The sequence below is a fragment of the Rhodoferax sp. LS1P39 genome, assembly GCF_056521425.1.
Map to the genome: position 1 here is coordinate 107,362 of NZ_JBWMAV010000015.1, position 24,431 is coordinate 131,792.

Here is a 24,431-nt window from a genome sequence, read left to right on the forward strand (position 1 = left end):
ATCACAATGCGTTTAGTTCAAAAAATCAACGACGGCTGGATCTTCCACGCCGATTTTTCGCAAGACTTGATTGCGCGTGCAAAGCCCGGTGAAGCCGTGCGCCTGCCGCACAACGCGGTCGATCTGGAGATGAACTACTTCGACGAAAAGTCGTTCCAGAAAGAGTTTGGCTACCAGCTCCACCTGCCCTGGCAGCCCGCCTTCGAGGGCCAGGAAGTGGCGCTGGTGTTTGACGGTGCCATGGCCAACTCGGTGGTGTGGGTCAACGGCGAAAAGGTCGCCCAGCATGCCGATGGCTACACGCCTTTCGAGGCGCGCCTTACCGGGCTATTGAAGGCGGGCGACAACCTCGTCACCGTCAAGATCGACGGCAGCGAGAACCCCGACATCCCGCCCTTCGGCGGCCAGATCGACTACCTGACCTACGCCGGCATCTACCGCGATGTGTGGCTCAAAGTGACCGATGCGGTATCGATTGCCCGCATCAAGGTGGAAACTGCGTTTGAACTCAGCGATGCCAAAGCCGTCACCGCCATCGGCACCCTGGCCAACCCGCGTGGCGTGGCGCTGGCAGGCACGGCGCGGGCCGAGCTGTGTGCGCTGGACGGCACGGTGCTGCAGCAGCAAACCGTAAATTTCACCGGCGACACGGTGCGCCTGGTGTTCGAGAACCTGGCAGGCCTGGCGCTGTGGGAACTGGACTCGCCCCAGCTCTACCGCGTGGCTTTGCACATCGATACCCCCGACGGCCAGGACACGCTGGATACCCGCTTCGGTTTTCGCACCGCGCGTTTTGCCAGCGACGGTTTCCGCCTGAACGGCAAGCTGCTGAAAATCCGCGGCCTGAACCGCCACCAGTCTTACCCCTACGTGGGCTACGCCATGGGCCGCCGTGCGCAGGAGCTGGATGCCGACATTTTGAAGAATGAGCTGCACTGCAACCTGGCGCGCACCTCGCACTACCCGCAGTCGCCGTATTTTCTGGACCGCTGCGACGAAATCGGCCTGCTGGTGTTTGAAGAAATCCCGGGCTGGCAGCACATTGGCGGCGCGGTGTGGCAAGACGAGTCGGTGGAGAACGTGCGCCGCATGGTGCAGCGCGACTGGAACCACCCCAGCATCATCCTGTGGGGCGTGCGCATCAACGAATCTGCCGACAACCACGACTTCTTTGCCCGCACCAACGCCATGGCCCGCGCCCTGGACACCACCCGCCAGACCGGCGGCGTGCGTTGCATTGAAAACAGCGAACTGCTGGAAGACGTGTACACCATGAACGACTTCTTCCACATCGCACCCGCCGACTGGCTGCCGGGCCGTACCCCCGCGCCACTGCGCCAAACCCGCGACGTGACCGGCCTGGCCAGCGACGTGCCCTACCTGGTGACCGAGTTCAACGGCCACATGTACCCCACCAAACGTATCGACCCCGAAGACCGCCAGGCCGAGCACGCCACCCGCCACCTGGAGGTGCTCAACGCCGCCTACGCCAACCCGCAGATTGCCGGGGCCATTGGCTGGTGCATGTTCGACTACAACACCCACAAAGACTTTGGCGCGGGCGACCGCATCTGCCACCACGGCGTGATGGACATCTTCCGCGCGCCCAAGTTTGCCGCTGCGGTGTACGCCAGCCAGTGCCCGCCCCAGCAGCAGGTGGTGCTGGAGCCCGTGACCTACTGGGCGCGCGGCGAAAAAGACCGCTGCGAAGTGCTGCCCCTGCTGGTGCTGACCAACTGCGACTACCTCGAATTCCAATTCGGCGACTTCCCCGTGAAACGCGCCGAGCCCGACCGCGCCAAGTACCCGCACCTGCCGTACGCCCCCGTCACCATCGACAGCCGCCAGGTGGACATGGCCGAAGTGGGTGCCTGGGGCATGCAGTGGCTGGACTGCAGCATCACTGGCTTTGTGGGCGGCCAGGCTGTGGCCTGCGTCACCCTCAGCGGCAACCCGCTGCCCACCACGCTGGAGGTGGTGGCCGACAGCACCACGCTGCTGGCAGGCGAAAAAGATGCGGTGCGCTTCACCGTGCGCGCCCTCGACCAGTGTGGCCGCGTGTTGCCGTTTCTGGACGATGTGGTGGGCGTGGAAGTGAGCGGCGGTGCCAAGCTGCTGGGGCCGGAACTCATCTTGTTCAAAGGCGGTGTGGCGGGCTTCTGGGTAGAGAGCACCGGCGCGCATGTGGACACGCAGGTAGCGGTGTCCACCCGGCGGCTGGGCCGCCAGGTTGTAACGCTCGCAGCGGCGTAAGGAGCAGGAAATGGCAGACGTCACACTCACCCAAATCACCAAATCCTTCGGCAACACCCATGTGATCCGGGGCGTGGACCTGGAGATCAACAAGGGCGAATTCGTCGTCTTCGTCGGCCCGTCCGGCTGCGGAAAATCTACCCTGCTGCGCATGGTGGCCGGGCTGGAAGACATCACCAGCGGCGACCTGGACATCGGTGGCCTGCGCGTCAACGACCTGGACCCGTCCAAGCGCGGCATCGCCATGGTGTTCCAGTCGTACGCGCTGTATCCGCACATGACGGTGCGCGAGAACATGGGCTTTGCCCTGCGCTTTGCCGGTGTGCCCAAGGCCGAAGTGGCCACCAAGGTGGACGCAGCGGCACAGGTCCTAGGCCTGGGCCCGCTGATGGACCGCAAGCCCAAAGCCTTGTCGGGCGGCCAGCGCCAGCGCGTGGCCATTGGCCGCGCCATCGTGCGCGACCCCAAGGTGTTTTTGTTTGACGAGCCCCTGTCCAACCTGGATGCCGAGTTGCGCGTGCACATGCGCATTGAGATCGCCCGCCTGCACCGCGAGCTGGGCTCCACCATCATCTACGTCACCCACGACCAGGTCGAAGCCATGACCCTGGCCGACAAAATCGTGGTGCTGCGCGCAGGCAAGGTCGAGCAGGTAGGCGCGCCGCTGGAGGTCTACGACAACCCGGCCAACACCTTTGTGGCGGGCTTCATCGGCTCGCCGAAGATGAACTTTCTGGATGGTGTGGTGCGCGGCGTGGACGGCGCGCACTGCCAGGTGGAGCTGCCCGGTTTCGGCGGCAAGGTCGTGTCCATCCCGTTCACCGGCCCGGCACCGGCCACCGGGGCCGAGGTGACGGTGGGCGTGCGCCCCGAGCACTTCCGCGAGGATGGCGACGGCCACCTGCAGCTCACCATCGACATGCTTGAGCACCTGGGCGGCGAAACCTTCGCCTACGCCCGCGCCGAGTCGGGCGGGCTGATGGTCATCAAAACCGAGCATGGCCGGGGCCTGCGCATGGGGCAGGCGTTCGATGCCAGGTTCCAAACAAAACTTGCCCTGCTGTTCGACCGCCAAACCGGCGCACGCATCTACTGACTTGCTCCCTCCCCTCCCGGGGGAGGGTTGGGGTGGGGGTCGGTTCCCGATTTATATCAAAACAGCCCCTACCGCCCATTCCATAAGCGCGAGCAGCTATCAAAAAAAGAGTAAATGCGCACTACCATGTCGCGCCCCGGCCAGAAGCCGTCGCGCCGGTAGGGGCGGGCGGGGTCGATTCGGGCAAGACTGTGTCCCACCATGTCCACCGCTTACCTCTACCTTTTCATCGCCATCGTCGCCGAGGTGGTGGCCACCAGCTTCCTCAAAAGCTCGGACAGCTTCACCCGCCTATGGCCCAGCGTCATCACCGTGGTGGGCTACGCCATCGCCTTTTTGTTCCTGTCGCTCACGCTGCGCACCATACCCACGGGAGTGGCCTACGCCATCTGGTCGGGCACCGGCATCGTGCTGATCTCGCTGGTGGGCTGGTGGTGGTTCGGCCAAAACCTGGACCTGCCCGCCATCGCCGGTATGGGGCTGATCATTGCCGGGGTGGTGGTGGTGAACGTGTTTTCCAAGACGGCGGGGCACTGAGACGGGCCTGTACGTTCCGGTGTGCGATAGGCTTTTGGCGGGTGGCGCAGCCACCATGGGCGGGTCCAACTGCCGGACCTGGGTTCAATCCAGTTTGAAGGACGCTACCGTGCGCGATAGATTCTGCGCCCGCTCATTCAATACCGAGGAGGCGGCGGTGGATTGCTCCACCAGCGCAGCATTTTGCTGGGTAGATTGGTCCATCTCGGTTACGGCCTGGTTGATCTGGCTGATAGCAATGCTTTGCTCGGACATGGCACCGTTTCTCCACCCTACTTCCTGACCCGTGCTTCATTCAGGGCAACTCGCCTTTGCTGGATTGAACCTGCTATGGTTGACGACAGTCTCGGCACAGAGACTTTCATTCCACAACGAGGAGCAAACCATGGCAAAAGATTTCAGCTCGATGGAGGACAGCAACCGCTCGTCCAACTCCAGCATTCACGAGGTTTCAGACCCGCAGCGGCGCATCGTGCTGCGGGGCGGCGCCATTGCCGCGATGCTGTCGGTGATGGGGCCGTTGGCAGGCTGTGCCACAACAGGTGGGATGGCCAGTGGCCCCAGGCTGGGCTTCAAGGGCATTCCGGTGGGTATGGGGGACAAGCTGGTGGTGCCAGAGGGTTATGTCGCCACGGCCATTGCCGCCTGGGGCGAGCCGATTGGCGTGCCGGGCAACATGCCCGCCTTCAAATACGATGCCTCCAACAGTGCTGCCGACCAGGCGGTGCAGATGGGCATGCACCATGACGGCGTTGAGTTCTTCCCGCTGGAGGGCAGCTCAACACGCGGCCTGATCGCCATCAATCATGAGTACACCGATGACGGTTTGCTGCACGTGGGCGGCTTCAACAACATGAACGCCGAGAAAGTGAAGAAGGCACAAAACGCCCACGGTCTTGCTGTTTATGAGGTGGAGCTCAAAGGCGGCAACTGGCAGATGGTGCGGCCATCGCGTTATGCGCGGCGCTTCACCATGGATGCGCCCTTCACCGTGGGTGGCCCAGCTGCTGGCCACGCCATGATGAAAACCGCTGCCGACCCCGCCGGGCGCATCGTGCTGGGCACACTGAACAATTGCGCCAGCAGCCAGACTCCCTGGGGCACCTATTTGTCAGGTGAAGAAAACTGGATGGGTTACTTTGGCCACGGCGACAAACTCACCGACCACCAGAAACGCTGGGGTGCCCGCAAAGATGGCGCTTACATGTGGGACAAGTTTGATGAGCGCTTTGATGCCGTGAAAAACCCCAACGAACCCAACCGTTTTGGCTGGGTGGTGGAAGTAGACCCCATGGACCCCACCAGCACACCCGTCAAGCGCACGGCGATGGGCCGCGCCGCGCATGAGGGCGCTTGGGTGGGGGTGACCAAAGACGGGCGGGCGGTGGTTTATTCAGGTGAAGATTCACGCTTTGAGTACATCTACAAATTTGTCAGCCGCGACAAAATTGCCCCCGGTGGTGCCAAAGCCAACCGCGAACTGCTGGACCACGGCACCTTGTACGTAGCGCGTTTTGATGCGGGCGGGCGCGGCCAGTGGTTGCCGCTGGTGCATGGCCAGGGGCCACTCACGGTGGCCAACGGTTTTGCCGACCAGGGCGAAGTGGTGATCAAGGCACGTCAGGCCAGTGATGCCCTGAAGGCCACCAAAATGGACCGCCCCGAGTGGTTGACGATTGACACCCAAAGTGGCTGGGTCTACTGCACGTTGACCAACAACAGCAACCGGGGCCAGCCTGACCAGCCCGGTGTGGACGCCGCCAACCCGCGCGCCAACAACACCATGGGCCAAATCATCCGCTGGAAGGACGATGGCGATTTTGACGGCGCTGGTTTTGCGTGGAACCACCTGGTGCTGGCGGGCGACCCGGCGAATGAACGGGCCGATGCCAGAGGCAACATCAATGGCGACATCTACTGCTGCCCGGACGGCATCCGCATCGACAAACGCGGCGTGTTGTGGATTCAAACCGATGCCGCCGCCGCCGCCATGTACAAGGGTGAGATGAAGAATATTGGCAACAACCAGATGCTGGCTTGTGACCCGGCCACGGGCGACACCCGCCGCTTCCTCACCGGACCGACCAACTGCGAAATCACCGGCTGTACCTTGACGCCCGATGGCACTACTCTGTTCATCAGCATCCAGCACCCCGGCGAAACCCCAAGCGAACGCAGCGACCCCGCAGAGCCCAGAAAATACGCCAACTGGCCGGACTACCGCCCCGATGGACGCCCCCGCTCCGCCACGGTTGCGATTCGCAAGTTGGATGGGGGGATGATAGGAACTTGACAGCGGCATTCACTGCGTTTTGGCCCTGCCGCCACCCAGTGTGGCGCGGGCGATGCCAGCAGCGGCCAGGGAAGAGCCTGGCATTCTTCACCACGATGCAGCGTGAGACCATTTTCTGTACAAGACCCATCCTACCTACGCCGCTTCTTGCCAACCTGGACCACCCGCGCCGCGCCCATCCCCAAAGCTGCCCGGGCCAGCGCATCGGCCTCGGTGTTGCGGTGCTGCGGTATCCACACCAGCGTGGCCTGGTCAAAGCTGGTAAACAGCGCCCGCGCCTCGCCAAACAGCGCCGCCAGCCGGGCAATCGGCTTGGCGTTTTGACTGCCGACTTGCTCCACCACGATGCTGTTGTCGCAGTGCAGCCGCAGGTCGTCTGCGCCCTGGAGTTTCAGCGCCCGCAACGCCGCCATCAGCGCCCGCACCTCCGCCTCGTTGTTGCAGCCGATGCCAGGGGCCACCTGCGACAGCGTGTGGCGCGTGCCGTCGGGTGCCGTCCACACTGCGCCCAGGCCCATGCGGCCAGGGTTGGGCAGGGCGCTGCCGTCGGTGTGGATGTGCCAGGGCATGGAGGAATTTCAGAGAGGTGCCGATGGTCCCATGTGCTCCAGTCGCAAAGTCTCTCTGCTCGCCGTGAACCGCGCAGGGTTGCCGCCAAACTCCGCTGTGGCCCGCTGCGCCATGGCGAGCAGCGCAGCCACTGCCGCAAGCATGGTTTCGGGTTCGCCTAGCCTGGCACGTGGCCCGGACATGGTGAGAGCACCTTTCAGGTCACCCATAGCGCCAAACACCGGCACGGATGCCGAGGCGGTTTCAGGGTCGCGTTCGCCGTAGGAGGTTGCCCACAGGCGCGTCCGTACCAAGGCATGGACAGACTCGCTTTCAGGTTCGGTGAAGGCCAACAGCACTTTTCCTGACGCGCCTTTTTCCACTTCGAAGTCTTCCCCGACCCGGATCGAGACCCGCACCGACCGGGCCGGTTCGACCCGGCTGACGACCAGCCTGCGAGCGCCCACGCGTACATAGAACGATGCCGTTTCCCCCTGGTCCCGGCTGAGCTCTCCAAGCAGCGGCTCCACTATCGAATCGACCCGGAACGACCGTTGGTAGATCGCCGCCAGCCGCATGGGTTGGGGGCCTACCGCGTACTGTCCGTCTTCCAGTTTTCGGATAAAGCCGCCGTGCTCCAGGGCGGCCAACAAGCGAAGCACGGTACTTTTGTACAGCCCCGTGCGCTTGGAAAGTTCGGTCAGCGTCAGCCGCTCATCCGTGGGCCCAAATGCCCCCAGCAACGCAAAGGCTCTGTCGAGCACAGCCACTCCGCTGCTGGCTTCTGCAGGCTCTTCGTGCGTGTCAGGTACTGCGGATTCCATAGTCCATTGGCTCCAGGTGTATTCGTTCTGCTGAGTAGAACACAGGTGCTTTATGGCCAAAATTAAGGGTTATTGCGGATGTTCAAGGCCTTTTCACGCTTTTATAGTTCTTTCTAACAGAACTTAGTTCTATCAAATAGAACTTTTGGAAATTGCAAAAACTTTGCTTTTCGGTGCTACCCCATCCTTTGCTGCAGCACCTGATTGCTTGAACCCACTACCAAGAGGAATAACAACCATGTATCCCAACTACCTACCGGTTCGCGAAGAATGGCTGGCCTTGGGGCGCGAAGAGGCGATGGACCCGTCGCTGCCCATCGTGGACGCACACCACCACTTTTATGACCGGCCTGGTTGGTCCTACCTGCAGGGCGAGTACCTGGCTGACGCGCAATCTGGCCACGCGGTTCGCGCATCGGTCTACATGCAGGCGCTGACGGGCTACAGGGTGGACGGCCCCGACGCGCTGAAACCGGTTGGCGAAACGGCGTACGTGGTCGCAGCCACCACGCCGCCCGCGGCGGAGATGGAGATCGCCAAAGGCATCGTGGGCCATGCGAATCTGCGCTTGGGTGCCGCTGTGCGGGATACGCTGGAGGCCCATGTGCAGGCGGGTGCGGGCCGCTTCCGGGGTATACGCCATCTGAGCACATGGGACGCGGACGCTTCGTTGGCCAACCCATTGACCGCTGCGCCGCAGGGCCTGTTGCGCGACGCTGCTTACCGCGCCGGGCTCGCCGAGTTGGCCCCGCTGGGCTTGTCGTATGACGCCTGGCTGTTGTGGCCGCAGCTGGCGGAGTTGATCGAAGTCGCTGACGCGTTTCCGCACCTGGCCATCGTGGTGGACCACTGCGGCGGCATCGTGCGCGTCGGGGCTTACGAAGGCCGTGGCGACGAAGTCTTCTTGGGCTGGAGCGCGGCAATGCGCGCGTTGGCCCGCCGCCCGAATGTCCACGTCAAGCTGGGCGGGCTGGGCATGCGCATCAATGGATTCGGGCTGGACAAAGGCAGCCTGCCGCCATCTTCGGAGCAACTCGCCCAGACGTGGCAGCCCTGGATGCTCACCTGCATAGAAGCTTTTGGGCCCGAGCGCTGCATGTTCGAGAGCAATTTTCCGGTGGACAAGGGTTCTTACAGCTTTGGGAACGGCTGGAACGCTTTCAAACGGATCACCGCCGCGTTTTCCCCCACCGAACGACAAGCACTTTTTGAAGGCACTGCCAGCCGCGTGTACCGGCTTGGTTGATCGTATTTCTTACTAAATCCCGTCCGTCCCCCCACCATCCAAAGGAGATCTTTATGCTTTTCACCCGCCTATTCACGGTCACCACTGCCGTGCTGACTTTCACCGCCACACCGGCGGCCTTCTCGCAGACGTTCCCGGCTAGACCGATCACCTTCGTGGTGCCTTACTCCGCCGGGGGCACCACCGACATCGTTGCGCGCCTGGTCACCAACCAGGTCGGCAACAGCCTGGGCCAGCCCCTTGTGGTGGACAACAAGGTCGGCGGCGGCGGTGTGATCGGTTGGGGCACTGTTGCGCGTGCCAACCCCGATGGCTACACGCTGCTGACCACGGAAATGTCGTTCACCATTGCCCCAGGCCTGCTCCCCAAGCTGCCTTTCGACGGCAAGAAGGACTTCACCCACATCATTACCGCAGCGGCGGCACCGCACGTGCTCGTCGTCAATCCCGGCGTGCCCGCAAAGACGGTGCAGGAGTTCATTGCCCTGGCAAAGGCCAAGCCGGGCACGATGAACTACGGCTCCGGTGGCAATGGCACGAATACGCATCTGGGCGGCGCGCTTTTCCAGAGCGTGGCCGGTGTTGACCTGGTGCACGTGCCGTACAAGGGCGCGGGCCAGGTGCTGCAGGACCTGATGGGTGGCCAGGTGCAGGCGCTGGTGACTTCGCTGCCCACCGCGCTGCCGGGCATCAAGTCCGGCAGGCTGCGCGCACTGGTCGTGACGGGCGATGTGCGCTCGCCGCTGCTGCCAGATGTTCCGTCGGCCAAGGAAGTCAACCTGCCAGCATTCGCGATGGATTTCTGGGTCGGATTCGCGGCCCCCGCCGGCACCCCCCAGCCTGTGGTCGAAAAGCTCAACCAGGCGATTGCGGCAGCGCTCCATTCGCCCGACGGCAAACGCCGTCTCGCCGAGCAGGGTTTGACGGCCGTGGCCAACACCCCGGCCCAGGCCACCCAACTCGCCACTTCGGAGATGCAGGGCTGGGCCGCCATCGTGAAGTCGGCAGGCATCAAAGCTGAATAAAGAGGACGACGCACCATGGCCATCCAACCACTCCACGGCATTCGCGTGCTGGACCTGACCAATGTATTGGCCGGGCCGTTCGCCTGCCACCAACTGGCCCATATGGGCGCAGATGTCATCAAGGTCGAGGCCCGCAACGGTGGCGACCTGGCGCGGCAACTCGGCGCAGACAACGCCCTCAACCGCGCCAACATGGGCGTTTCGTTCCTGGCGCAAAACCCGGGCAAGCGTTCCATCACCTTGAATCTCAAGCACCCCAAAGGCAAAGAGGCGCTGCGCCGCCTGGTCCGCACGGCGGACGTGCTGGTTGAAAACTACCGGCCGGGTGTCATGCAGCGGCTCGGCGTGGGCTACGACGAGCTGCTCAAAGAGAACCCCCAACTCATCTACTGCGCTATCTCGGGCTTTGGCCAAGATGGGCCGCTGCGTGACCTGCCTGCGTATGACCAGATCATCCAGGGGATGTCGGGTGTGATGAGCATCACCGGCGCACCGGAGAACGCGCCCTACCGCGTCGGCTACCCGGTGGCGGACACCATCGGCGGCATCACCGCCGCCTTTGCCGTCGCGGCAGCGCTGGCGGATCGCAACCGCACCGAAGGGGTCTTCATCGATGTGTCGATGCTGGAGGCGGCCATGGCCACCATGGGATGGGCTGTCTCCAACCATCTGATCGCCGGGCGCGAGCCCAAGCCGCTGGGCAACGACAACGTGACCGCCAGCCCTTCGGGAACCTTCCGCACCGGGGACGGCTTGCTGAACATCGCCGCCAACAAGCAAGAGCAGTTCGAAGCCGTCTGCGCCGTGCTGGGGCACCCGGAATGGGCGCAGGACGCACGTTTTGCCGACCGCCACGCCCGGTTGCAATACCGGCCAGAGCTGAAGGCCCTGATGGAGACTTCTTTGGCCAGCAAATCGGCCCAAGATTGGTGGCATTTGTTCAACGCAGCGGGCATTCCGGCAGGCCCGGTCTACACGGTGCCGCAGGCGCTGGACCACCCGCAGATCGCCGAGCGCGGCATGATCGGTACGTTCAAGGATGTGCCAGGGGTCGGTCGCGACATCCGCCTCGTACGTACCGGCTTCAAGCTCAACGGCGAGGCTCCCACGGTAGACACGCCGCCACCGCAACTGGGCGAGCACACCGCCGCCATCCTGGCGGAGCTGGGCTATTCGGAAACTGAAATTGCCACCCTGGTAGAGGAGAAAGTAGTATGAGCAACGCAGACCCCCGCGTGGGCGACTGGTGGCGCACCTCCATCATTGAAATGCGGCCCGGCATGATCCGCTACAGCGGGTATGCCATCGAAGACCTGATCGGGCGCGTGAGCTTTGCGCAAATGGTCTGGCTGATGACCCGGGGCGAGCTGCCGAGCGAAGGGCAGGGTCGCTTGCTCGATGCCGTGCTGATGTCGGCGGTAGACCACGGCCCGCAAGCGCCCAGTATTGCGATTGCACGCATGGCCGCCACCTGCGGTGTCGGCTTGAACAATGCGATGGCCTCGGCCGTCAACGTGCTGGGCGACGTGCACGGTGGTGCTGGGGAACAAGCGGTGGACATGTACCAAGCCATTGCCGCGCACCAGGACGCTGGCGCTTCGCTACAGGATGCCGTGCGCGCCGGATTGGACGAAGCCATCGCCAGGCACGGCAAGTTCGTGGCCGGGTTCGGGCACCGCTTTCACCCGGTGGACCCCCGCGCCGCGCCGCTGCTCGCGTTGGTCGATGCCGCAGCGCGTGAGGGCACCGTGAACGGCCGCTTCGCCACCATTGGTCGGGCGGTGGAAGAAGAACTTGCCGCGCGCAAAGGAGGGCGGCGCATTCCGATGAACATCGACGGTGCAACCGCCGTCATTTACGCCGAACTCGGATTTCCGGCACCCTTGGCCCGCGGCCTGTTTTGCCTGTCGCGTTCGGTCGGCATCCTGGCGCATGCCTGGGAGCAGACCGGGCAAGGCGGGCGCAACAAGGGGCCGATTCCGCGTGAGTACCTGTGGACCTACGACGGCCCCGCCGCGCGTGAAGTGCCAGCTCGTGGTGAGGATGTGCAGTAGCTGCGATTTAACGCCAAAGTCGCCCTTGGCGCTTATGGGACGGGCGCAAGGTGCTATGCAATTTAGCCAGGCGACGGCACGTACCTTAGCGCCTCCACCACCAGCGCCAGCGCAGGTGAAGATCGGCGGCTGGCGTAGTACAGGTGGTAGCCGGGGAAGGTGGCCGACCAATCGTCCAGTACCGATACCAGGCGGCCTGCGGCCAGGTGGGCATCGACCAGATCCCGGGGAACCCAGGCCAGGCCGTGTCCTGCCACTGCTGCTGCCACGATCAGCTCGCTGGTGTTGAAGGCCAGCCGCCCGGAGACGCTGACGCTGACATTGCTGCTGCTTTTGCCCTGCTTCTTGAACTCCCAGGCCATGAGGCCGCTGTGGGTTGGCAAACGTCTGCCGATGCAGTCGTGCTGGCCGAGGTCCTGGGGCGTGCGCGGCGGCGCGTGGCGGCTGAAGTAGCCGGGCGTGCCCACCACCACGGTCTGCATATCGGGCGCAATGCGCACCGCAATCATGTCCTTGGCCACGTCGCTGCCCAGGCGCACCCCGATGTCGAAGCGCTCGGCCACGATGTCGGTAAAGCGGTTGTCGCTGCTGATCTCCAGCTGGATGTCGGGGTACAGCGCCAGCCAAGGCTCCAGCCTGGGCCACAGCAGCGTCTGGACGGCGTGCTCAGTGGCGGTGATGCGCACGGTGCCCGCCGGTTTGCCGCGCAGCTCGTGCAGCAGCTCCAGCTCGCTTTCAATGTCGGCAAAGCGCGGCCCCACAGCCTGGTACAGGCGCTCGCCCGCCTCGGTGGGGGCCACGCTGCGGGTGGTGCGGTTGAGCAGCTTCAGGTCCAGCCGCGTCTCCAGCGCCCGCACGGTCTGGCTGAGTGCCGACTGGGACAGGCCCATCTGCGCGGCGGCCCGGGTGAAGCTGCCAGCGCGTACCACGGCCGCAAAGGCTGCTAGGTCGTCAAAGCGTGTCATTGATTAATTGGGCTTATAAGAGCATGCGGATTATGCGGTCTAGTCAGGCAATGGGTGCGTCTTTAGACTTCTTTCCATGTCCTCTCTCACGCGAAAAACCACCGCAAAAACACCGCCGCCAGCCCACTCTGGCCCGACCACTGCCAGCCCTAACCTGGCGGCGGTGCTGGCCATCATCATCACCAGCTACCTGATGCTGGTGGTGGACATTTCCATCGTGCTCACCGGCCTGCCCAAGATCCAGGCCGAGTTGCAGTTTTCACCGGCCAGCCTGTCGTGGGTGCAAAACGCCTACACCCTGGCCTTTGGCGGCCTGCTGCTGCTGGGTGCGCGGGCGGGCGACATTCTGGGGCGGCGGCGCATGTTCATGGCGGGGCTGGCGCTGTTCACCGCGGCATCTTTGGCCATTGGTGTGGCCCCGTCCCCCGCCTCGCTGTTGACGGCGCGTGCCATCCAGGGCGTGGGTGCGGCCATCCTGGCCCCCTCGACGCTGGCCTTGCTGTCCACCCACTTTGCCGAGGGGCCCGAGCGCACCCGTGCGCTGGCCTACTACGCGGCAGCGGCGGGCGTGGGGGCGAGCCTGGGCCTGGTGCTGGGCGGGCTGGTGGCTGATTTGATTTCCTGGCGGGTGGGCTTTTTCATCAACCTGCCCATCGGCATCGCGTTGATCTGGGGTGCCCAGCGCTACTTGGTCGAAACCCCGCGCCGCGCCGGGCGACTGGATCTGGCCGGTGCGGTGAGCTCCACACTGGGCATGACCGCGCTGGTCTACGGCATTGTGCGTTCAGCCGAATCGGGCTGGGGCGATGGGCTGACCAAAGCCTCGTTTGCCACGGGGCTGGCGCTGTTGGCGTTCTTTCTGTTCCACGAGTCGCGCGCCGCGCAGCCCATTTTGCCGCTGCGCCTGTTTGCCAGCCGCGAACGCAGCGGAGCCTATGCCGCGCGCATGCTGTTTCTGGGTGGCATGGTGGGCTTCTGGTTTTTTGCCACGCAGTACCTGCAAGGTGTGCTGGGCTACCGGCCACTGCAGGCGGGGCTGGCGTTTTTGCCCACCACCATTCCCAACTTTTTGGTCGCCATGCTGGTGCCGCGCCTGACCCGGCAATTCGGCAACGCCCGGCTGCTGGCCGTGGGCTTGGCCGTCGCCATGGTGGGCATGGCCTGGCTGGCGCAGGTGACAGCCACTTCGCCCTACCTCACCAGCGTGGCCTTGCCCATGGTGCTGATCGGCATGGGCCAAGGTGCCGTGCTGGGCCCCCTGACCGTGGCCGCCGTGGCCGGGGTGGCCCAGGAAGACACCGGTGCCGCGTCCGGGCTGGTCAACGTGGCCCACCAGCTGGGCGGCTCGCTGGGCTTGAGCGTGCTGGTGGTGGTGTCGGCCTTCACGGCCACCACCACATCGAACGCTGCCGAGCAACTGGCCCACCGCATCGCCCACACCTTCACCGCCAGCGCGGCCATGTTGGCCGCAGCGCTATTGCTGGTGCTGGTGTGCATTCCCCCAAAACACGCATCTTAAAAAATGACCAAGGACCAGAGCATGCAAAAAATTCTCATCGTGGGTGCCAACGGCCAGCTGGCGCGGCATGCCACGCAGCATCTATTGGCGCACACCGACGCGCACCTCACGCTGTACCTGCGCCGTGCCCATCGGCTGCCCAACCCCGATCCGGCACGGGTCAGCATCGTCGAAGGCGATGCCACCGACCCGGCCACGCTGGCGGCGGCCATGCCCGGCCACAGTGCCATCTTCGCCAGCTTGGGCGGTGCCATGGCGCAACAGGCCAGCGCCATCGTGGCGGCCATGCGGGCCACGGGGTTGAAGCGGCTGGTCTTCATCAGCTCCATGGGCATCTACGGCGAAGTGCCCGGCGAGCGCTACCGCAGCGTGCTCGACCCCTACCGCGACGCGGCGGCCGTGGTCGAAGCCTCGGGCCTGGACTACACCGTGTTGCGCCCCGGCTGGTTCACCCACGACCCGGCCACCGATTACCAACTCACCCGTAAAGGCGAACCCTTTGTGGGCCACGAGGTGTCGCTCAACAGCCTGTCTGCCCTGGTCGCCAAGCTGGCGCTGTCACCCACCTGGGAAGTGCGCCAAAGCCTGGGGGTCAGCCAGGCATGAATCCATTTCAAATCTTCCATGCAACCTCTCCCACCACACCCCTAAACACCATGCAAACCACCACCTTAGAACAGCGCATCCAAAAACTCGAAGACATGGCCGCCCTGAAAGCACTTGTCGACACCTTCTCCAACCTTGCCGATCAAAACGAGCTGGCCGCGCAGTCGCTTTTGTTTACCGAAGATGCCGTGGTCGACACCTACTTCGAAGGCCAGCTTTTTGCGTCGCTAAAAGGGCGCGCGCAAATTCTGGAAACCTTCACCAGCTTCCTGGCCAACTTTGACCGGGGGTACCACCTCAATGGCCAACACACTGCGCAGGTGGATGGAGACCGCGCCACTGCAGTGCACTACTGCCTGGTGGTGCTCATCCACACCGTGGACGGCAAGAAGACCCGAGGCACCAACGGCGTGTCGTACAGCGACGAATATGTCCGCCAAGACGGCCAATGGTTGATCGCCAAGCGGACGGCCCAGTTCATGTGGCGCGACCAGCAAACCATGCAGGCATAGGCCGCCACGGCTTCACCATCAAGCTGCAGGAGGCGGTGTTGGAGACGGCCGGTGCTTGGGAAAAATTTACGTGAAATCAGGGTCTAGCGCTTATCTCATAAGCGCAAGCAGCTATCAAAATTGACTTTCTGGCTACCCACTCACGTCCCCTTCCTCCCCATCGCCCACTTCACCCCCTCAAACCACAGCAGCCCCACCACCGCCAGCCCGCCGCAGGCCAGCAGCATCCCCACCGTCGGCTGCTCAAATGCAAACAGCCTGCCCACCGCCGGGATGCCCAGCACGCAAGCCAGCAGCAGCACGGTGGCGGCGGTGATCCAGGCGAAATAGCGGTTGCGGGCGGCGCCTTGGCGCCAGGACGGGTGGGTCCAGCTGCGGTTGGCGTAGATCAGGCCCAGGTTGGCCAGCACCAGCACGGTGAACACCAGGGCGCGGGCCATGTCGTCGGAGGTGCTGAGGGCCCGCGCCCCGGCGTACACGCCCAGCAGCAGTGCCAGCAGGCCGCTGCCTTGCCACAGGCCACGGGCCACCACGCTGCGGTCGAACAGGTGGGCGTTGGCGGGGCGGGGTGGCACGGCCATGGCGTCGGCTTCCAGCGGCTCGGCTTCAAACACCACCGAGCAGGCCGGGTCGATGATGAGCTGCAAAAACAGGATGTGCACCGGCATCAGCAGCATGGGCCAGCCCAGCAGCACCGGCACCAGCGACAAGCCGACGATGGGCACGTGCACGCCCACCACAAACACGATGGCCTTGCGCAGGTTGGCAAACACGCGGCGGCCATAGCGCACTGCGGTGACGATGGAGGCAAAGTCGTCGTTCAGCAGCACCAGGTCGGCGGCCTGGCGGGCCACTTCGGTGCCGCGTGCGCCCATGGCCACGCCGATGTGGGCGGCCTTGAGGGCGGGCGCGTCGTTCACGCCGTCGCCGGTCATGGCCACCACGTCGCCGCGTGCGCGAAAGGCCTGCACCAGGCGCAGCTTGTGTTCGGGCTGCACGCGGCAAAACACCTGGGTGGTGGCCAGTCGCTCCTGCAGGGCGGCATCGCCCAGCGCGGCCAGCTCCAGCCCGGTCAGGGGCGGGGCATCGGTGGCCAGACCGGCCTGGCGGGCGATGGCCAGGGCGGTGGCGGGGTGGTCGCCGGTCATCATCACCACGCGGATACCGGCGGCTTGGCAGGCGGCAATGGCTTCGGGCACGTCGGGGCGCACCGGGTCTTGCAGCCCCACCAGGCCGAGAAAGACGAAGTCGAAATCGTGCTGGTTGCCCGGCAGCGGCGGGGCGGCAAACCGGGCACTGGCCACGCCCAGCACGCGCAGGCCGTCGGCGGCCATGGCGGCTACTTGCTGGGCGATGGGGGCGCGTTGGTCGGGAGGCAGGTGGCACAGATCGACGATGGCTTCGGGCGCGCCCTTGGCGGCAATCAGGTAGGCCTGCTGGTCGGGCGACTGCCAGACGCGCGACATGGCCAGCATGGCGGGCGACAGGGGGTAGTCTTCCACCAGGGCCCAGTCGGCGTGCAGGTGCTCGGTGCGGGCCAGCAGCTGTGCGCCCGCGCCGACGATGGCGGTCTCCATCGGGTCGAAGGTGCGCCGGTGGCTGGCCAGCACGGCGTATTCGAGCACGCCGTGCAGCACCTCGGCCAACGGGTTGGCTCCATCTTTCAGGCTGTCGTACAGCGCATCGCCCGACCATAGCCGCCGTACCGCCATGTGGTTGGCCGTCAAGGTGCCGGTTTTGTCGACGCACAGCACGGTGGTGGCACCCAGCAGCTCCACGGCGGGGATACTGCGGGCCAGTACTTTTTGGCGCGATAAACGCCAGGCGCCCAGGCCGAGAAACAGCGTCAGGATGACCGGCAACTCTTCGGGCAGGATGGCCATGGCCAGCGTCAGCCCGGCCAGCAGCCCGCCCAGCCAGTCGCCGCGCAGCAGCCCGTAGGCCACGGCCAGCGCGGTGGCCAGGGCCAGCCCCACCAGGGCCACGGTTTTGACGACGCGCTTGGTTTCCCCCTGGATCGGTGTGACCTCCGCCGCAATACCTTGCAGCGACTGGCCGATGCGGCCCAGCGCGCTGCGCTCGCCCGTGGCCACTACCCGGCCCTGCCCGCTGCCTTGGGTGACCAGGGTGCCGGAGAAGGCCTGCACGGCTTCTGTACCACCCACCTGTTTTTGCACCGGTACCGATTCGCCGGTGAGCAGGGATTCGTCCAGCGCCAGGTTGGCGGTGTGGGTGAGCTCCAGGTCGGCGGGCACGCGGTCGCCCTCGGCCAGCAGCACGGTGTCGCCACACACCAGTTCGCGGGCGGCGATCTTGAGGGTCTGGCCGCCGCGCAGCACCAGGGCCAGCGGGCTGGAGAGGTCGCGCAGGGCTTCCAGCGAGCGCTCGGTGCGGCGCTGCTGCACAAAGGTGATGCCCATCACCACAAACACAAAGCCCAGCAGCATCAGCGCCTCTTGCCGGTTGCCCAGCACCAGGTAGAGCGCACCGCAGGCCACCAGCAGCAAAAACATGGGCTCGGCCACCACGTCGCCCACTAGCCGCAGCACGCTGCGCGGCCGGGATGCGGGCAGGGCGTTGGGACCGTCTCGCGCCAGGCGCTGCTGCGCTTCGGCGGGGCTTAGGCCACCAGGGTCGTCCATGCCGGGACGTGGCTTACTTCACCAGCAACACCGGCTGTTCGGCGGCGGCCAGCACGCGCTGCGCGACCGAGCCGATCAGCAGGTCGGCGATGGCACCGCGCCCTTTGGAGCCCAGTACGATCAGGTCGAACTTGCCTTTCTTGGCGCATTCCAGAATTTCTGGGGCCACGTGGCCGGTGCGCTCCACCATATCGTGCTGGATGCCTGCCGCGTCCAGCAGCTTGCGGGCGGGTTTGAGTTCTTTTTCGCTGAGCTCGCGCAGGTAGTCGGCCACCACCTCGTTACCCACAAAGGCCTTGGCGTGGCCCAGGCCGGTGTCGTCGTGCACGCTGAGCAGGGTGACGCTGTGCTTGCCCGGCTGCAACTGCGCCACCAGCTTGACCGCGTACTTCACGGCATGCAGGGCAAACTTCGAACCATCAACAGCAACAAGGATTTTCATCAGGGTCTCCTGTAAGGAATTGTGTAGGCCTCGCAGTGTGGCGCATCTGCGGCGGGGGGCGTTGATACAGGTCAAGCCATAGGCGCTTCGAGCCCCCACATTACGAAATGCCAGAGGCGGGGTCTGTGCGCTGAAGCACACTGGTGCGGGTGTTTGCCAAATTGGCTGTCTGTCCTTATAGAGTAAGCGCAAGCAGCTATCAAAAATGCAGCGTGGCCCCTCCCGGAACCCGCTGTTTCCATTACATAAACGGATTGCGCCGCCGTTTGGGTGCTGGCTTTCCGTACGCCTGTGCCGTAAAACTACGCCGCTGTCGCAGCAGTTCTTCCCCGTCGATCCGCTCCGCCAGGCTGGCGATATCGCTGGCAGCCACGCCGCAGGCCGTGAAATGCTGCTGCCAGGTGTCCACCACCGAAATCACGTCCAGCACCTCTTGCGCCGCCGCCGCGTTGTCCAGGCCAAACAAGGCGCACTGGCTCATGGCGTTGGCCAGGGTGGAGTCGCGCCCGTCGCTGCCCACGGTAAATTCCTGGTGCCCCTGGCCCGAGTTGGTGGGCAGTACATCAAAAGCCGGGGCCAGGCTGAGGCGGCCTGCGCGGGTGGCGGGCTGCCATAGCAGGGCATGGTTTTTCTCGTGGTCGTCGGTGTTGTCGATGAGGATGTTGAAGACCATGCGCCTAAACAGCTCGCGCATCTGGTGCTGGTGGGTGCCATCGGTGGTGTCGCCGGTGCGGCGCAGCAACTGGGCCAGGCTGGGGTAGCCCAGGTCGGGGGCCTGCCCCGCCGCCGTCGCAGCGCGCAGGGCCGTGCCCGCCGAGATGCAGTGGATGCGGCTGCTGTCGGCGCGGTCAAACCGGCGCACCGCCAACGCCGTCTCGCCCACCAGGTGGATCGGCAGGGTTTGCGCCACCCGTATGCCTGCCTGGGCCGCCAGCGTCATCGACGCATGTTCGACCAGCGGCACGTCGATGGGTTCGTTGTTGAAGAACTTCAGCACCCACTCTGCGCCGTCGATCTGGACCAGCGCCTTCGGCTTGGCACCGCCAAAGCTGCCGCCCGCCGTGGCCATGCGGCGCTCGGTGTCGGTGAGCGGCTCGCGGGCACTGATTTTGCGCACCACTTCGCTCAGCGTCTGGGCATCTTCCAGGCGGGGTAGGGGGCCGTTGCGCCGTGGCAGATACGTATCGGGCGAGGTGGATACGCCCAGCGCGCCGAAACGGTCGTCCCCGGCGAAGTACAGGTATTCCATGAGCGACAGGCGAGGGGGTTTGTCCAGAAACTGGATGACACGCTCGCCCCAGCGGTCGGGCCGTGCGTCGTCTACCGCGCCTGCGGCCATGCTTTTTTCCACTGGCAGGTGTTCCATGTCCACCAGGGGCAGGTCTTCGCTGAGGCGAAAGCCGTGCGCGATCCAGCTGGCCGCATAGGTGAGCGACACGCCTTTGCCTACGGTCAGCAAGCGCAGTTCGCCCACCAACTGTGGCGACGCGGGCTGGCCCAGAAACCACAGCCACAGCGTGTCGAACCGGGAGGCGGCGGCACTAGCCATGCTTTTCCTTGCGCTGCTGCCGGGTATGGGCCGAGGCCTTTGCCCGCGAGGTGCCCAGCGCGATGGCCTGCCGGATGTCCAGCTCTATCGCACCCTTGTCGTGCGCCGGAGCCGCCAGTTCGGCCAGTGCGCCATCGCGGGCTATCAGCCACAGGGCAGTGGCGTAGATGCCGATGCCTACACCCGGCTCACCGGCCTCCATGCGCATCAACGTGGGCACCGTGACCCCCATGCGGGTGGCCCAGGAGGCCAGCGATTCCTTGCGCCGCAGCCGGGCGACGGCCAGGTCGGCACCCAGCTTCTCCAGTGCGCCCACCGTGGCCGGAGGCAGGCGTTCAAAAGCGGCGGAGGTCTTTGGCATATTAAAGATTATAGTTAAATAGCCAATTTCATACTATTCTTTAATAGTATTTAGGTGAGGGCTTTCAGCGCCCACCCCGCCAGCGCGCACAGCACGATCACCTTGATCACCCCCACCTTGAAGCGGATCAAGGCCACGCCTGCGGCCAGCGCCAGCAGCAGGGCGGCCCAGTCGGGGTTGTAGGGAAAAGTGCCGCTAGCGCCCGTTGGATAGGCGATATGCGCTATAAAAAACAAAGCAAGGCTGGCAATCACGCCCACCACGGCGGCGGTGATGGCGGTGAGCGGGGCGGTGAAGTGCAGCTTGCCGTGGGTGCTCTCCACCAGTGGGCCACCGGCCAGGATGAAGATGAACGACGGCAGGAAGGTGAACCAGGTGACCACCGTGGCGGCCAGCGCTGCGCCCAGAAACAGCGCGTCCGGCCCCAGCACCGCCTTGCCCCAGCCGCCCACAAAGCCCACAAACGCCACCACCATGATCAGCGGGCCGGGCGTGGTCTCGCCCAGGGCCAGGCCGTCGATCATCTGAGTTCCTGTCAGCCAGCCAAACTGCTCCACCGCGCCCTGGTACACATAGGGCAGCACGGCGTAGGCGCCGCCAAAGGTCAGCAGGGCGGCCTTGGTGAAAAACCAGCCCATCTGGGCCAGGGCCGAATGCCAGCCGCTCCAGGCCACCAAGGCGAGCATCGGCAGCAGCCACAGCGCCGCACCCACGGCCAGCACGGTGAGCAGGCGGCTGGTTTTGTAGCGTGCGTGGGGCGGGGTGGGCGTGTCGTCGTCGATCAATGCGGGACCAAACCCCGCCTTGGCCGCACCATGCCCACCGCTGCCGCTGAACTGGCCGGGTGCGAACTTCGACCCCCACCAGCCGACCAGGGCCGCGCCCAGCACGATGATCGGAAAGGGCACGGCAAAAATGTACAACGCTACAAAACTGGTAGCTGCTATCGCCCACAGAATGGGCGCTGAGGCCGGTTTCTTCAATGTTTTGCTGCCGATGCGGTGCACCGCCTGCACCACCAGCGCTGCCACCGCAGGCTTGATGCCGTACAGCAACCCGGCCACCCAGGGCACGGCCCCAAAGGCCACGTAGACCCAGCTCAGGCCGATGAGGATGAACAGCGACGGCAGCACAAACAGCGCGCCCGCCGCCACCCCGCCCCAGGTGCGGTGCAGCAGCCAGCCGATGTAGGTGGCCAACTGCTGCGCCTCGGGGCCGGGCAGCAGCATGCAGTAGTTCAGGGCGTGCAGAAAGCGCTTCTCGCTGATCCAGCGTTTTTGCTCCACCAGCTCGCGGTGCATGATGGCAATCTGCCCGGCGGGGCCGCCAAAACTGATGCAGCCCAGCTTGAACCAGAATTTCAGGGCTTCGGTGAAGGTGACAGGGGTCGGGGTCATGCGCAAGGTTTCCAGTTGTGGCGTTCGTCGGTGGCGGCGATGCGGTCGCCGCACCAGGCATACAGCGCGTCGTAGAGGGGCAGCATCGCCGCCAGCATGGCGTGGTCGTCGCTGGCGTGCAGGCGCGACATGCCCAGCGACACGGCCAGCAGCCCGGCGGATGGGGCGGCCAGGTCCAGCTGGTCGGTGTCGGCCCCGCGCACGATGGTGGCCAGCAGGTCGAGTGCGGGCAGGCGCAGGTCGAAGGCGCGCAGCAGGGTGTCGAAGCTGCACAGCGGGCCTTCGTGGCTGATGGGTGCGCCGGGGATGTCGTAGGCCACGGCCTGCAGGCGCGCGGCCTCCGCCAGCACCTGGGGCGTGGGCACATAGAGAAACCGGGCTTGCGCGTCGATGAAGCGCAGCACCAGCCAGGGGCAGGCGATGCGGTCGATCTTGGGGCGTTCGCGGGTGATCCAGCAGGAGGCCTTGGTGCCGTCCACGCCCAGCTCGGGGCGCTTGGCGATGGTGGCCGGGGCCGCTGCCATGCCGCCTTGCAGGTAGTGCGCGTTCCAGCCCGCGGCGCGCAGGGTGGCCGCCGCCGTCTGGCTGACCTCGTGGCCATGCACGCAGACCACCAGCACCTCGCGCGGGCTGTGGCGGGCGGCAAACGCGGCCACGTCCTCGGGCGCGCAATACCGGGCGGTAGGCAGCAGGCGGGGGCTCTCAGTGAATGCAGGCGGGCGGCGCACGTCCAGCACCCAGGGGGTATCGGCGCGGCCCAGGCGGGCGGCAAATTGCGCGGGGGAAAGTGAAAAAGCAGCGGTGTCCATAGCTAACGCTCCACAAGGGATGGGTTGCCAGCGCTTGGACGGGACACCGTCTATCCAGGCAAGGATTCGGGAGGCTGTGTTCCCGAGGGGCCAAATAATATCACGCAGTGTGGCCGGGTAAGCTTATGTATAAAAACGGCCTCCTGCGCTTATCCAGTCAGCACAAGCAGCTATCAAAACCATACCGGTCACCCCAGCGGCATACCCTTGAATGCAAACGCCAGCACCAGCACGCTGACCGCCGCAACCCACGACCCGGCGATACGCAGGGCGATTTGCAGCCATTGGCGCTGCGGGCACAGGGAGGTGTAGTAGGCGATATTGGCTACCAGCACGGTGGTGCTGATCCAGGTGCCCAGCAGGGTGAGCGCTATGGCGAGGGTGTTGGGGGCTGCATCCACGCCGGAATCCAGCGCCACGGCGATAGCCGCCACCCCGGCCACCGCTGCGCGCAGCCCCACTGGCAGCCGGGCCGATGCGGCCACCAGCAGGCCGCAGCCCAGCGCCATGGCCACCACGGCGGTTTGGCTGGACGGGGGGATGGCGATGCGCGTGGTCAGCAGCAGGGCGGCGGCGCAGCCGGTGGCATAGGCCAGCATGGGGGCTTTCAGCCGCAGCGGCGGGTGTTGGCCCAGCCAGAGCCCCAGACCCAGCAAGACCAGCACGTGCGGCAGGGTCAGCAGTGGGTGCAGCAGCCCGGCGTAAAAACTGTTCATGCCCGCCACCGCGCTGTGCGCATGCGCCAGGCCAGGCAGGCCCAGCCCCAACAACGCCCCGGCGGTGGCCCGGTTCACAAGATACCGAATAAGAACGCGAAACCGGTGGCCGCAATCACCCCGCCGGTGGCCCGCACCGCCACCCGGCCCCAGTGCCAGCGCACCAGCAGGCCCACCGCGATACCTGCCAGGTGCAACAGTCCGGTGGCCAGGACGAAGCCCACCGCGTAGGTAATGGCATTGGCCGCCTGCGGCAGCTCGGTGCCGTGGGCGTAGCCGTGGAAGACGGCAAACACCGCCACCAGCACGCTAGCCACCCACAGCGGTGGCCGGGCGGCTGTGAGCACCATGCCGCCCAGCACGATGCCCGACACGGCAATGCCAGTCTCCACCCCCGGCAGCGGCACCCCCAGCACACCCAGCGCCCCGCCCAGGGCCATTACCAGCGGAAAAATCACCGGCAGCAGCCACATGGCCGGTGCCCCTAAAAACGCCCCCCAGATGCCCACCGCCACCATGGCCGCAATGTGGTCCAGGCCATTCACCGGGTGGGCCAGGCCGCTGAGGAAACCGCCCACCGCACCAGTTTCTGAATGTGCCTGGGCTAGGCAGGGGGCTGCCAACGCCAGGGCGAGCAGCAGGGTTTTGGGTAATTTGGACATTTGGGCTCCGGTGGATGGTGGATAGCTATACGCAGGCAGGGGCCGGCTGGATTCAATGGGGATGCCCGCGATGGTACAAAAAATCATTTGCTATAAATATAGTAGCTATACATGCCCTCTGCTTGGGCGGTAGCTGCCTTTTCCGCTTGGATTCTGTGGCATTTACGTAACGCGGTGGTAACCCGTGGCGTGTAATGCGCCGAGTTCTCTACAATCGCGCCATTCGAGTCTCCATTCGACCCCCACAAGTTTTCCAACCATGCCCCGTTGCTTCCCAGAACAACACCAACACCGTCGCACGGCAGGCATGCACAGCGTCGTCCCCAGCTTAGGGCTACGGCGCGCAGACCCGGTTTTAACCTTCGGAGCTTTCC

Annotated in this window: 22 protein-coding genes and 1 pseudogene; 11 read left to right on the forward strand and 12 right to left on the reverse strand. The window is 65.0% G+C overall.

The window, feature by feature from the left end:
* Positions 1–6: 6 nt before the first annotated feature.
* The 3 genes from AC097O_RS20225 to AC097O_RS20235 all read left to right on the forward strand — a co-directional run bounded on the left by AC097O_RS20225 (position 7) and on the right by AC097O_RS20235 (position 3,886).
* A complete protein-coding gene (locus tag AC097O_RS20225; RefSeq protein ID WP_479594651.1) occupies positions 7–2,253 on the forward strand; it encodes a glycoside hydrolase family 2 protein in 2,247 nt (748 codons plus the stop codon).
* A 10-nt stretch (positions 2,254–2,263) separates the two neighbouring features.
* Positions 2,264–3,349, forward strand: coding sequence for an ABC transporter ATP-binding protein (locus tag AC097O_RS20230; RefSeq protein WP_479594652.1), 1,086 nt, complete (start codon positions 2,264–2,266; stop codon positions 3,347–3,349).
* Between the two features lie 201 nt (positions 3,350–3,550).
* On the forward strand, positions 3,551–3,886 hold the full coding sequence (locus tag AC097O_RS20235) for an SMR family transporter (RefSeq protein ID WP_479594653.1): 336 nt from the start codon (positions 3,551–3,553) through the stop codon (positions 3,884–3,886).
* 84 nt (positions 3,887–3,970) lie between these two features.
* Here the strand turns inward: AC097O_RS20235 and AC097O_RS20240 are convergent.
* Positions 3,971–4,162, reverse strand: a pseudogene (locus AC097O_RS20240) (methyl-accepting chemotaxis protein); the annotation flags it as partial.
* A gap of 109 nt (positions 4,163–4,271) precedes the next feature.
* Between AC097O_RS20240 and AC097O_RS20245 the strand changes: the two are divergent.
* On the forward strand, positions 4,272–6,179 hold the full coding sequence (locus AC097O_RS20245; protein WP_479594654.1) for a PhoX family protein: 1,908 nt from the start codon (positions 4,272–4,274) through the stop codon (positions 6,177–6,179).
* Between the two features lie 131 nt (positions 6,180–6,310).
* Here AC097O_RS20245 and AC097O_RS20250 read toward each other — a convergent pair whose 3' ends face one another.
* Together AC097O_RS20250 and AC097O_RS20255 are read right to left on the reverse strand one after the other, a co-directional pair.
* Complete coding sequence (locus AC097O_RS20250; RefSeq protein ID WP_479594655.1) at positions 6,311–6,748, reverse strand: ribonuclease HI family protein; 438 nt, start codon at positions 6,746–6,748, stop codon at positions 6,311–6,313.
* A gap of 9 nt (positions 6,749–6,757) precedes the next feature.
* Entirely contained in the window at positions 6,758–7,552 is a 795-nt protein-coding gene (locus tag AC097O_RS20255) for an IclR family transcriptional regulator (RefSeq protein WP_479594656.1), read from the reverse strand.
* 238 nt (positions 7,553–7,790) lie between these two features.
* Here AC097O_RS20255 and AC097O_RS20260 point away from each other — a divergent pair, with 238 nt between their 5' ends.
* From AC097O_RS20260 to AC097O_RS20275, 4 genes are read left to right on the forward strand one after another with little or no spacing between them, the layout of a single operon-like run.
* Entirely contained in the window at positions 7,791–8,798 is a 1,008-nt protein-coding gene (locus tag AC097O_RS20260; RefSeq protein ID WP_479594657.1) for an amidohydrolase family protein, read from the forward strand.
* 53 nt (positions 8,799–8,851) lie between these two features.
* Positions 8,852–9,823, forward strand: coding sequence for a Bug family tripartite tricarboxylate transporter substrate binding protein (locus AC097O_RS20265; RefSeq protein WP_479594658.1), 972 nt, complete (start codon positions 8,852–8,854; stop codon positions 9,821–9,823).
* A gap of 15 nt (positions 9,824–9,838) precedes the next feature.
* The gene (locus AC097O_RS20270; RefSeq protein ID WP_479594659.1) at positions 9,839–11,041 is read left to right on the forward strand and encodes a CaiB/BaiF CoA transferase family protein; all 1,203 of its coding nucleotides are present in this window, start codon (positions 9,839–9,841) and stop codon (positions 11,039–11,041) included.
* A complete protein-coding gene (locus AC097O_RS20275; RefSeq protein ID WP_479594660.1) occupies positions 11,038–11,877 on the forward strand; it encodes a citryl-CoA lyase in 840 nt (279 codons plus the stop codon). Before AC097O_RS20270 ends, AC097O_RS20275 begins: the two co-directional genes overlap by 4 nt.
* A 62-nt stretch (positions 11,878–11,939) precedes the next feature.
* Here AC097O_RS20275 and AC097O_RS20280 read toward each other — a convergent pair whose 3' ends face one another.
* Complete coding sequence (locus AC097O_RS20280) at positions 11,940–12,842, reverse strand: LysR family transcriptional regulator (protein WP_479594661.1); 903 nt, start codon at positions 12,840–12,842, stop codon at positions 11,940–11,942.
* Positions 12,843–12,918: 76 nt separating this feature from the next.
* Between AC097O_RS20280 and AC097O_RS20285 the strand changes: the two genes are divergently transcribed.
* The 3 genes from AC097O_RS20285 to AC097O_RS20295 are packed head-to-tail and all read left to right on the forward strand — an operon-like array spanning position 12,919 to position 15,479.
* Positions 12,919–14,361, forward strand: coding sequence for an MFS transporter (locus AC097O_RS20285; RefSeq protein WP_479594662.1), 1,443 nt, complete (start codon positions 12,919–12,921; stop codon positions 14,359–14,361).
* A 21-nt stretch (positions 14,362–14,382) separates the two neighbouring features.
* Positions 14,383–14,967 carry an NAD(P)H-binding protein gene (locus AC097O_RS20290; protein ID WP_479594663.1) on the forward strand — a complete coding sequence of 195 codons (585 nt, stop codon included), beginning with the start codon at positions 14,383–14,385 and terminating at the stop codon, positions 14,965–14,967.
* Positions 14,968–15,017: 50 nt separating this feature from the next.
* Complete coding sequence (locus AC097O_RS20295; protein ID WP_479594664.1) at positions 15,018–15,479, forward strand: nuclear transport factor 2 family protein; 462 nt, start codon at positions 15,018–15,020, stop codon at positions 15,477–15,479.
* Positions 15,480–15,619: 140 nt separating this feature from the next.
* Here the strand turns inward: AC097O_RS20295 and AC097O_RS20300 are convergent, their stop codons facing one another.
* The 8 genes from AC097O_RS20300 to AC097O_RS20335 all read right to left on the reverse strand — a co-directional run bounded on the left by AC097O_RS20300 (position 15,620) and on the right by AC097O_RS20335 (position 24,057).
* Entirely contained in the window at positions 15,620–18,121 is a 2,502-nt protein-coding gene (locus AC097O_RS20300; protein WP_479594665.1) for a cation-translocating P-type ATPase, read from the reverse strand.
* Positions 18,122–18,134: 13 nt separating this feature from the next.
* The gene (locus tag AC097O_RS20305) at positions 18,135–18,563 is read right to left on the reverse strand and encodes a universal stress protein (protein ID WP_479594666.1); all 429 of its coding nucleotides are present in this window, start codon (positions 18,561–18,563) and stop codon (positions 18,135–18,137) included.
* Between the two features lie 241 nt (positions 18,564–18,804).
* The gene (locus tag AC097O_RS20310; RefSeq protein ID WP_479594667.1) at positions 18,805–20,112 is read right to left on the reverse strand and encodes a type II toxin-antitoxin system HipA family toxin; all 1,308 of its coding nucleotides are present in this window, start codon (positions 20,110–20,112) and stop codon (positions 18,805–18,807) included.
* Positions 20,105–20,473, reverse strand: coding sequence for an XRE family transcriptional regulator (locus tag AC097O_RS20315; protein ID WP_479594668.1), 369 nt, complete (start codon positions 20,471–20,473; stop codon positions 20,105–20,107). Before AC097O_RS20315 ends, AC097O_RS20310 begins: the two co-directional genes overlap by 8 nt.
* 50 nt (positions 20,474–20,523) lie before the next feature.
* Positions 20,524–21,870, reverse strand: a complete 1,347-nt coding sequence (gene chrA, locus AC097O_RS20320; RefSeq protein WP_479594669.1) for a chromate efflux transporter — start codon at positions 21,868–21,870, stop codon at positions 20,524–20,526.
* Positions 21,867–22,679, reverse strand: coding sequence for a chromate resistance protein ChrB domain-containing protein (locus AC097O_RS20325; protein WP_479594670.1), 813 nt, complete (start codon positions 22,677–22,679; stop codon positions 21,867–21,869). The genes chrA and AC097O_RS20325 overlap by 4 nt, the downstream gene beginning before the upstream one ends.
* 188 nt (positions 22,680–22,867) lie before the next feature.
* Positions 22,868–23,473, reverse strand: a complete 606-nt coding sequence (locus tag AC097O_RS20330) for a HupE/UreJ family protein (protein ID WP_479594671.1) — start codon at positions 23,471–23,473, stop codon at positions 22,868–22,870.
* On the reverse strand, positions 23,470–24,057 hold the full coding sequence (locus tag AC097O_RS20335; RefSeq protein ID WP_479594672.1) for a HupE/UreJ family protein: 588 nt from the start codon (positions 24,055–24,057) through the stop codon (positions 23,470–23,472). The genes AC097O_RS20330 and AC097O_RS20335 overlap by 4 nt, the downstream gene beginning before the upstream one ends.
* Positions 24,058–24,431: the final 374 nt, after the last annotated feature.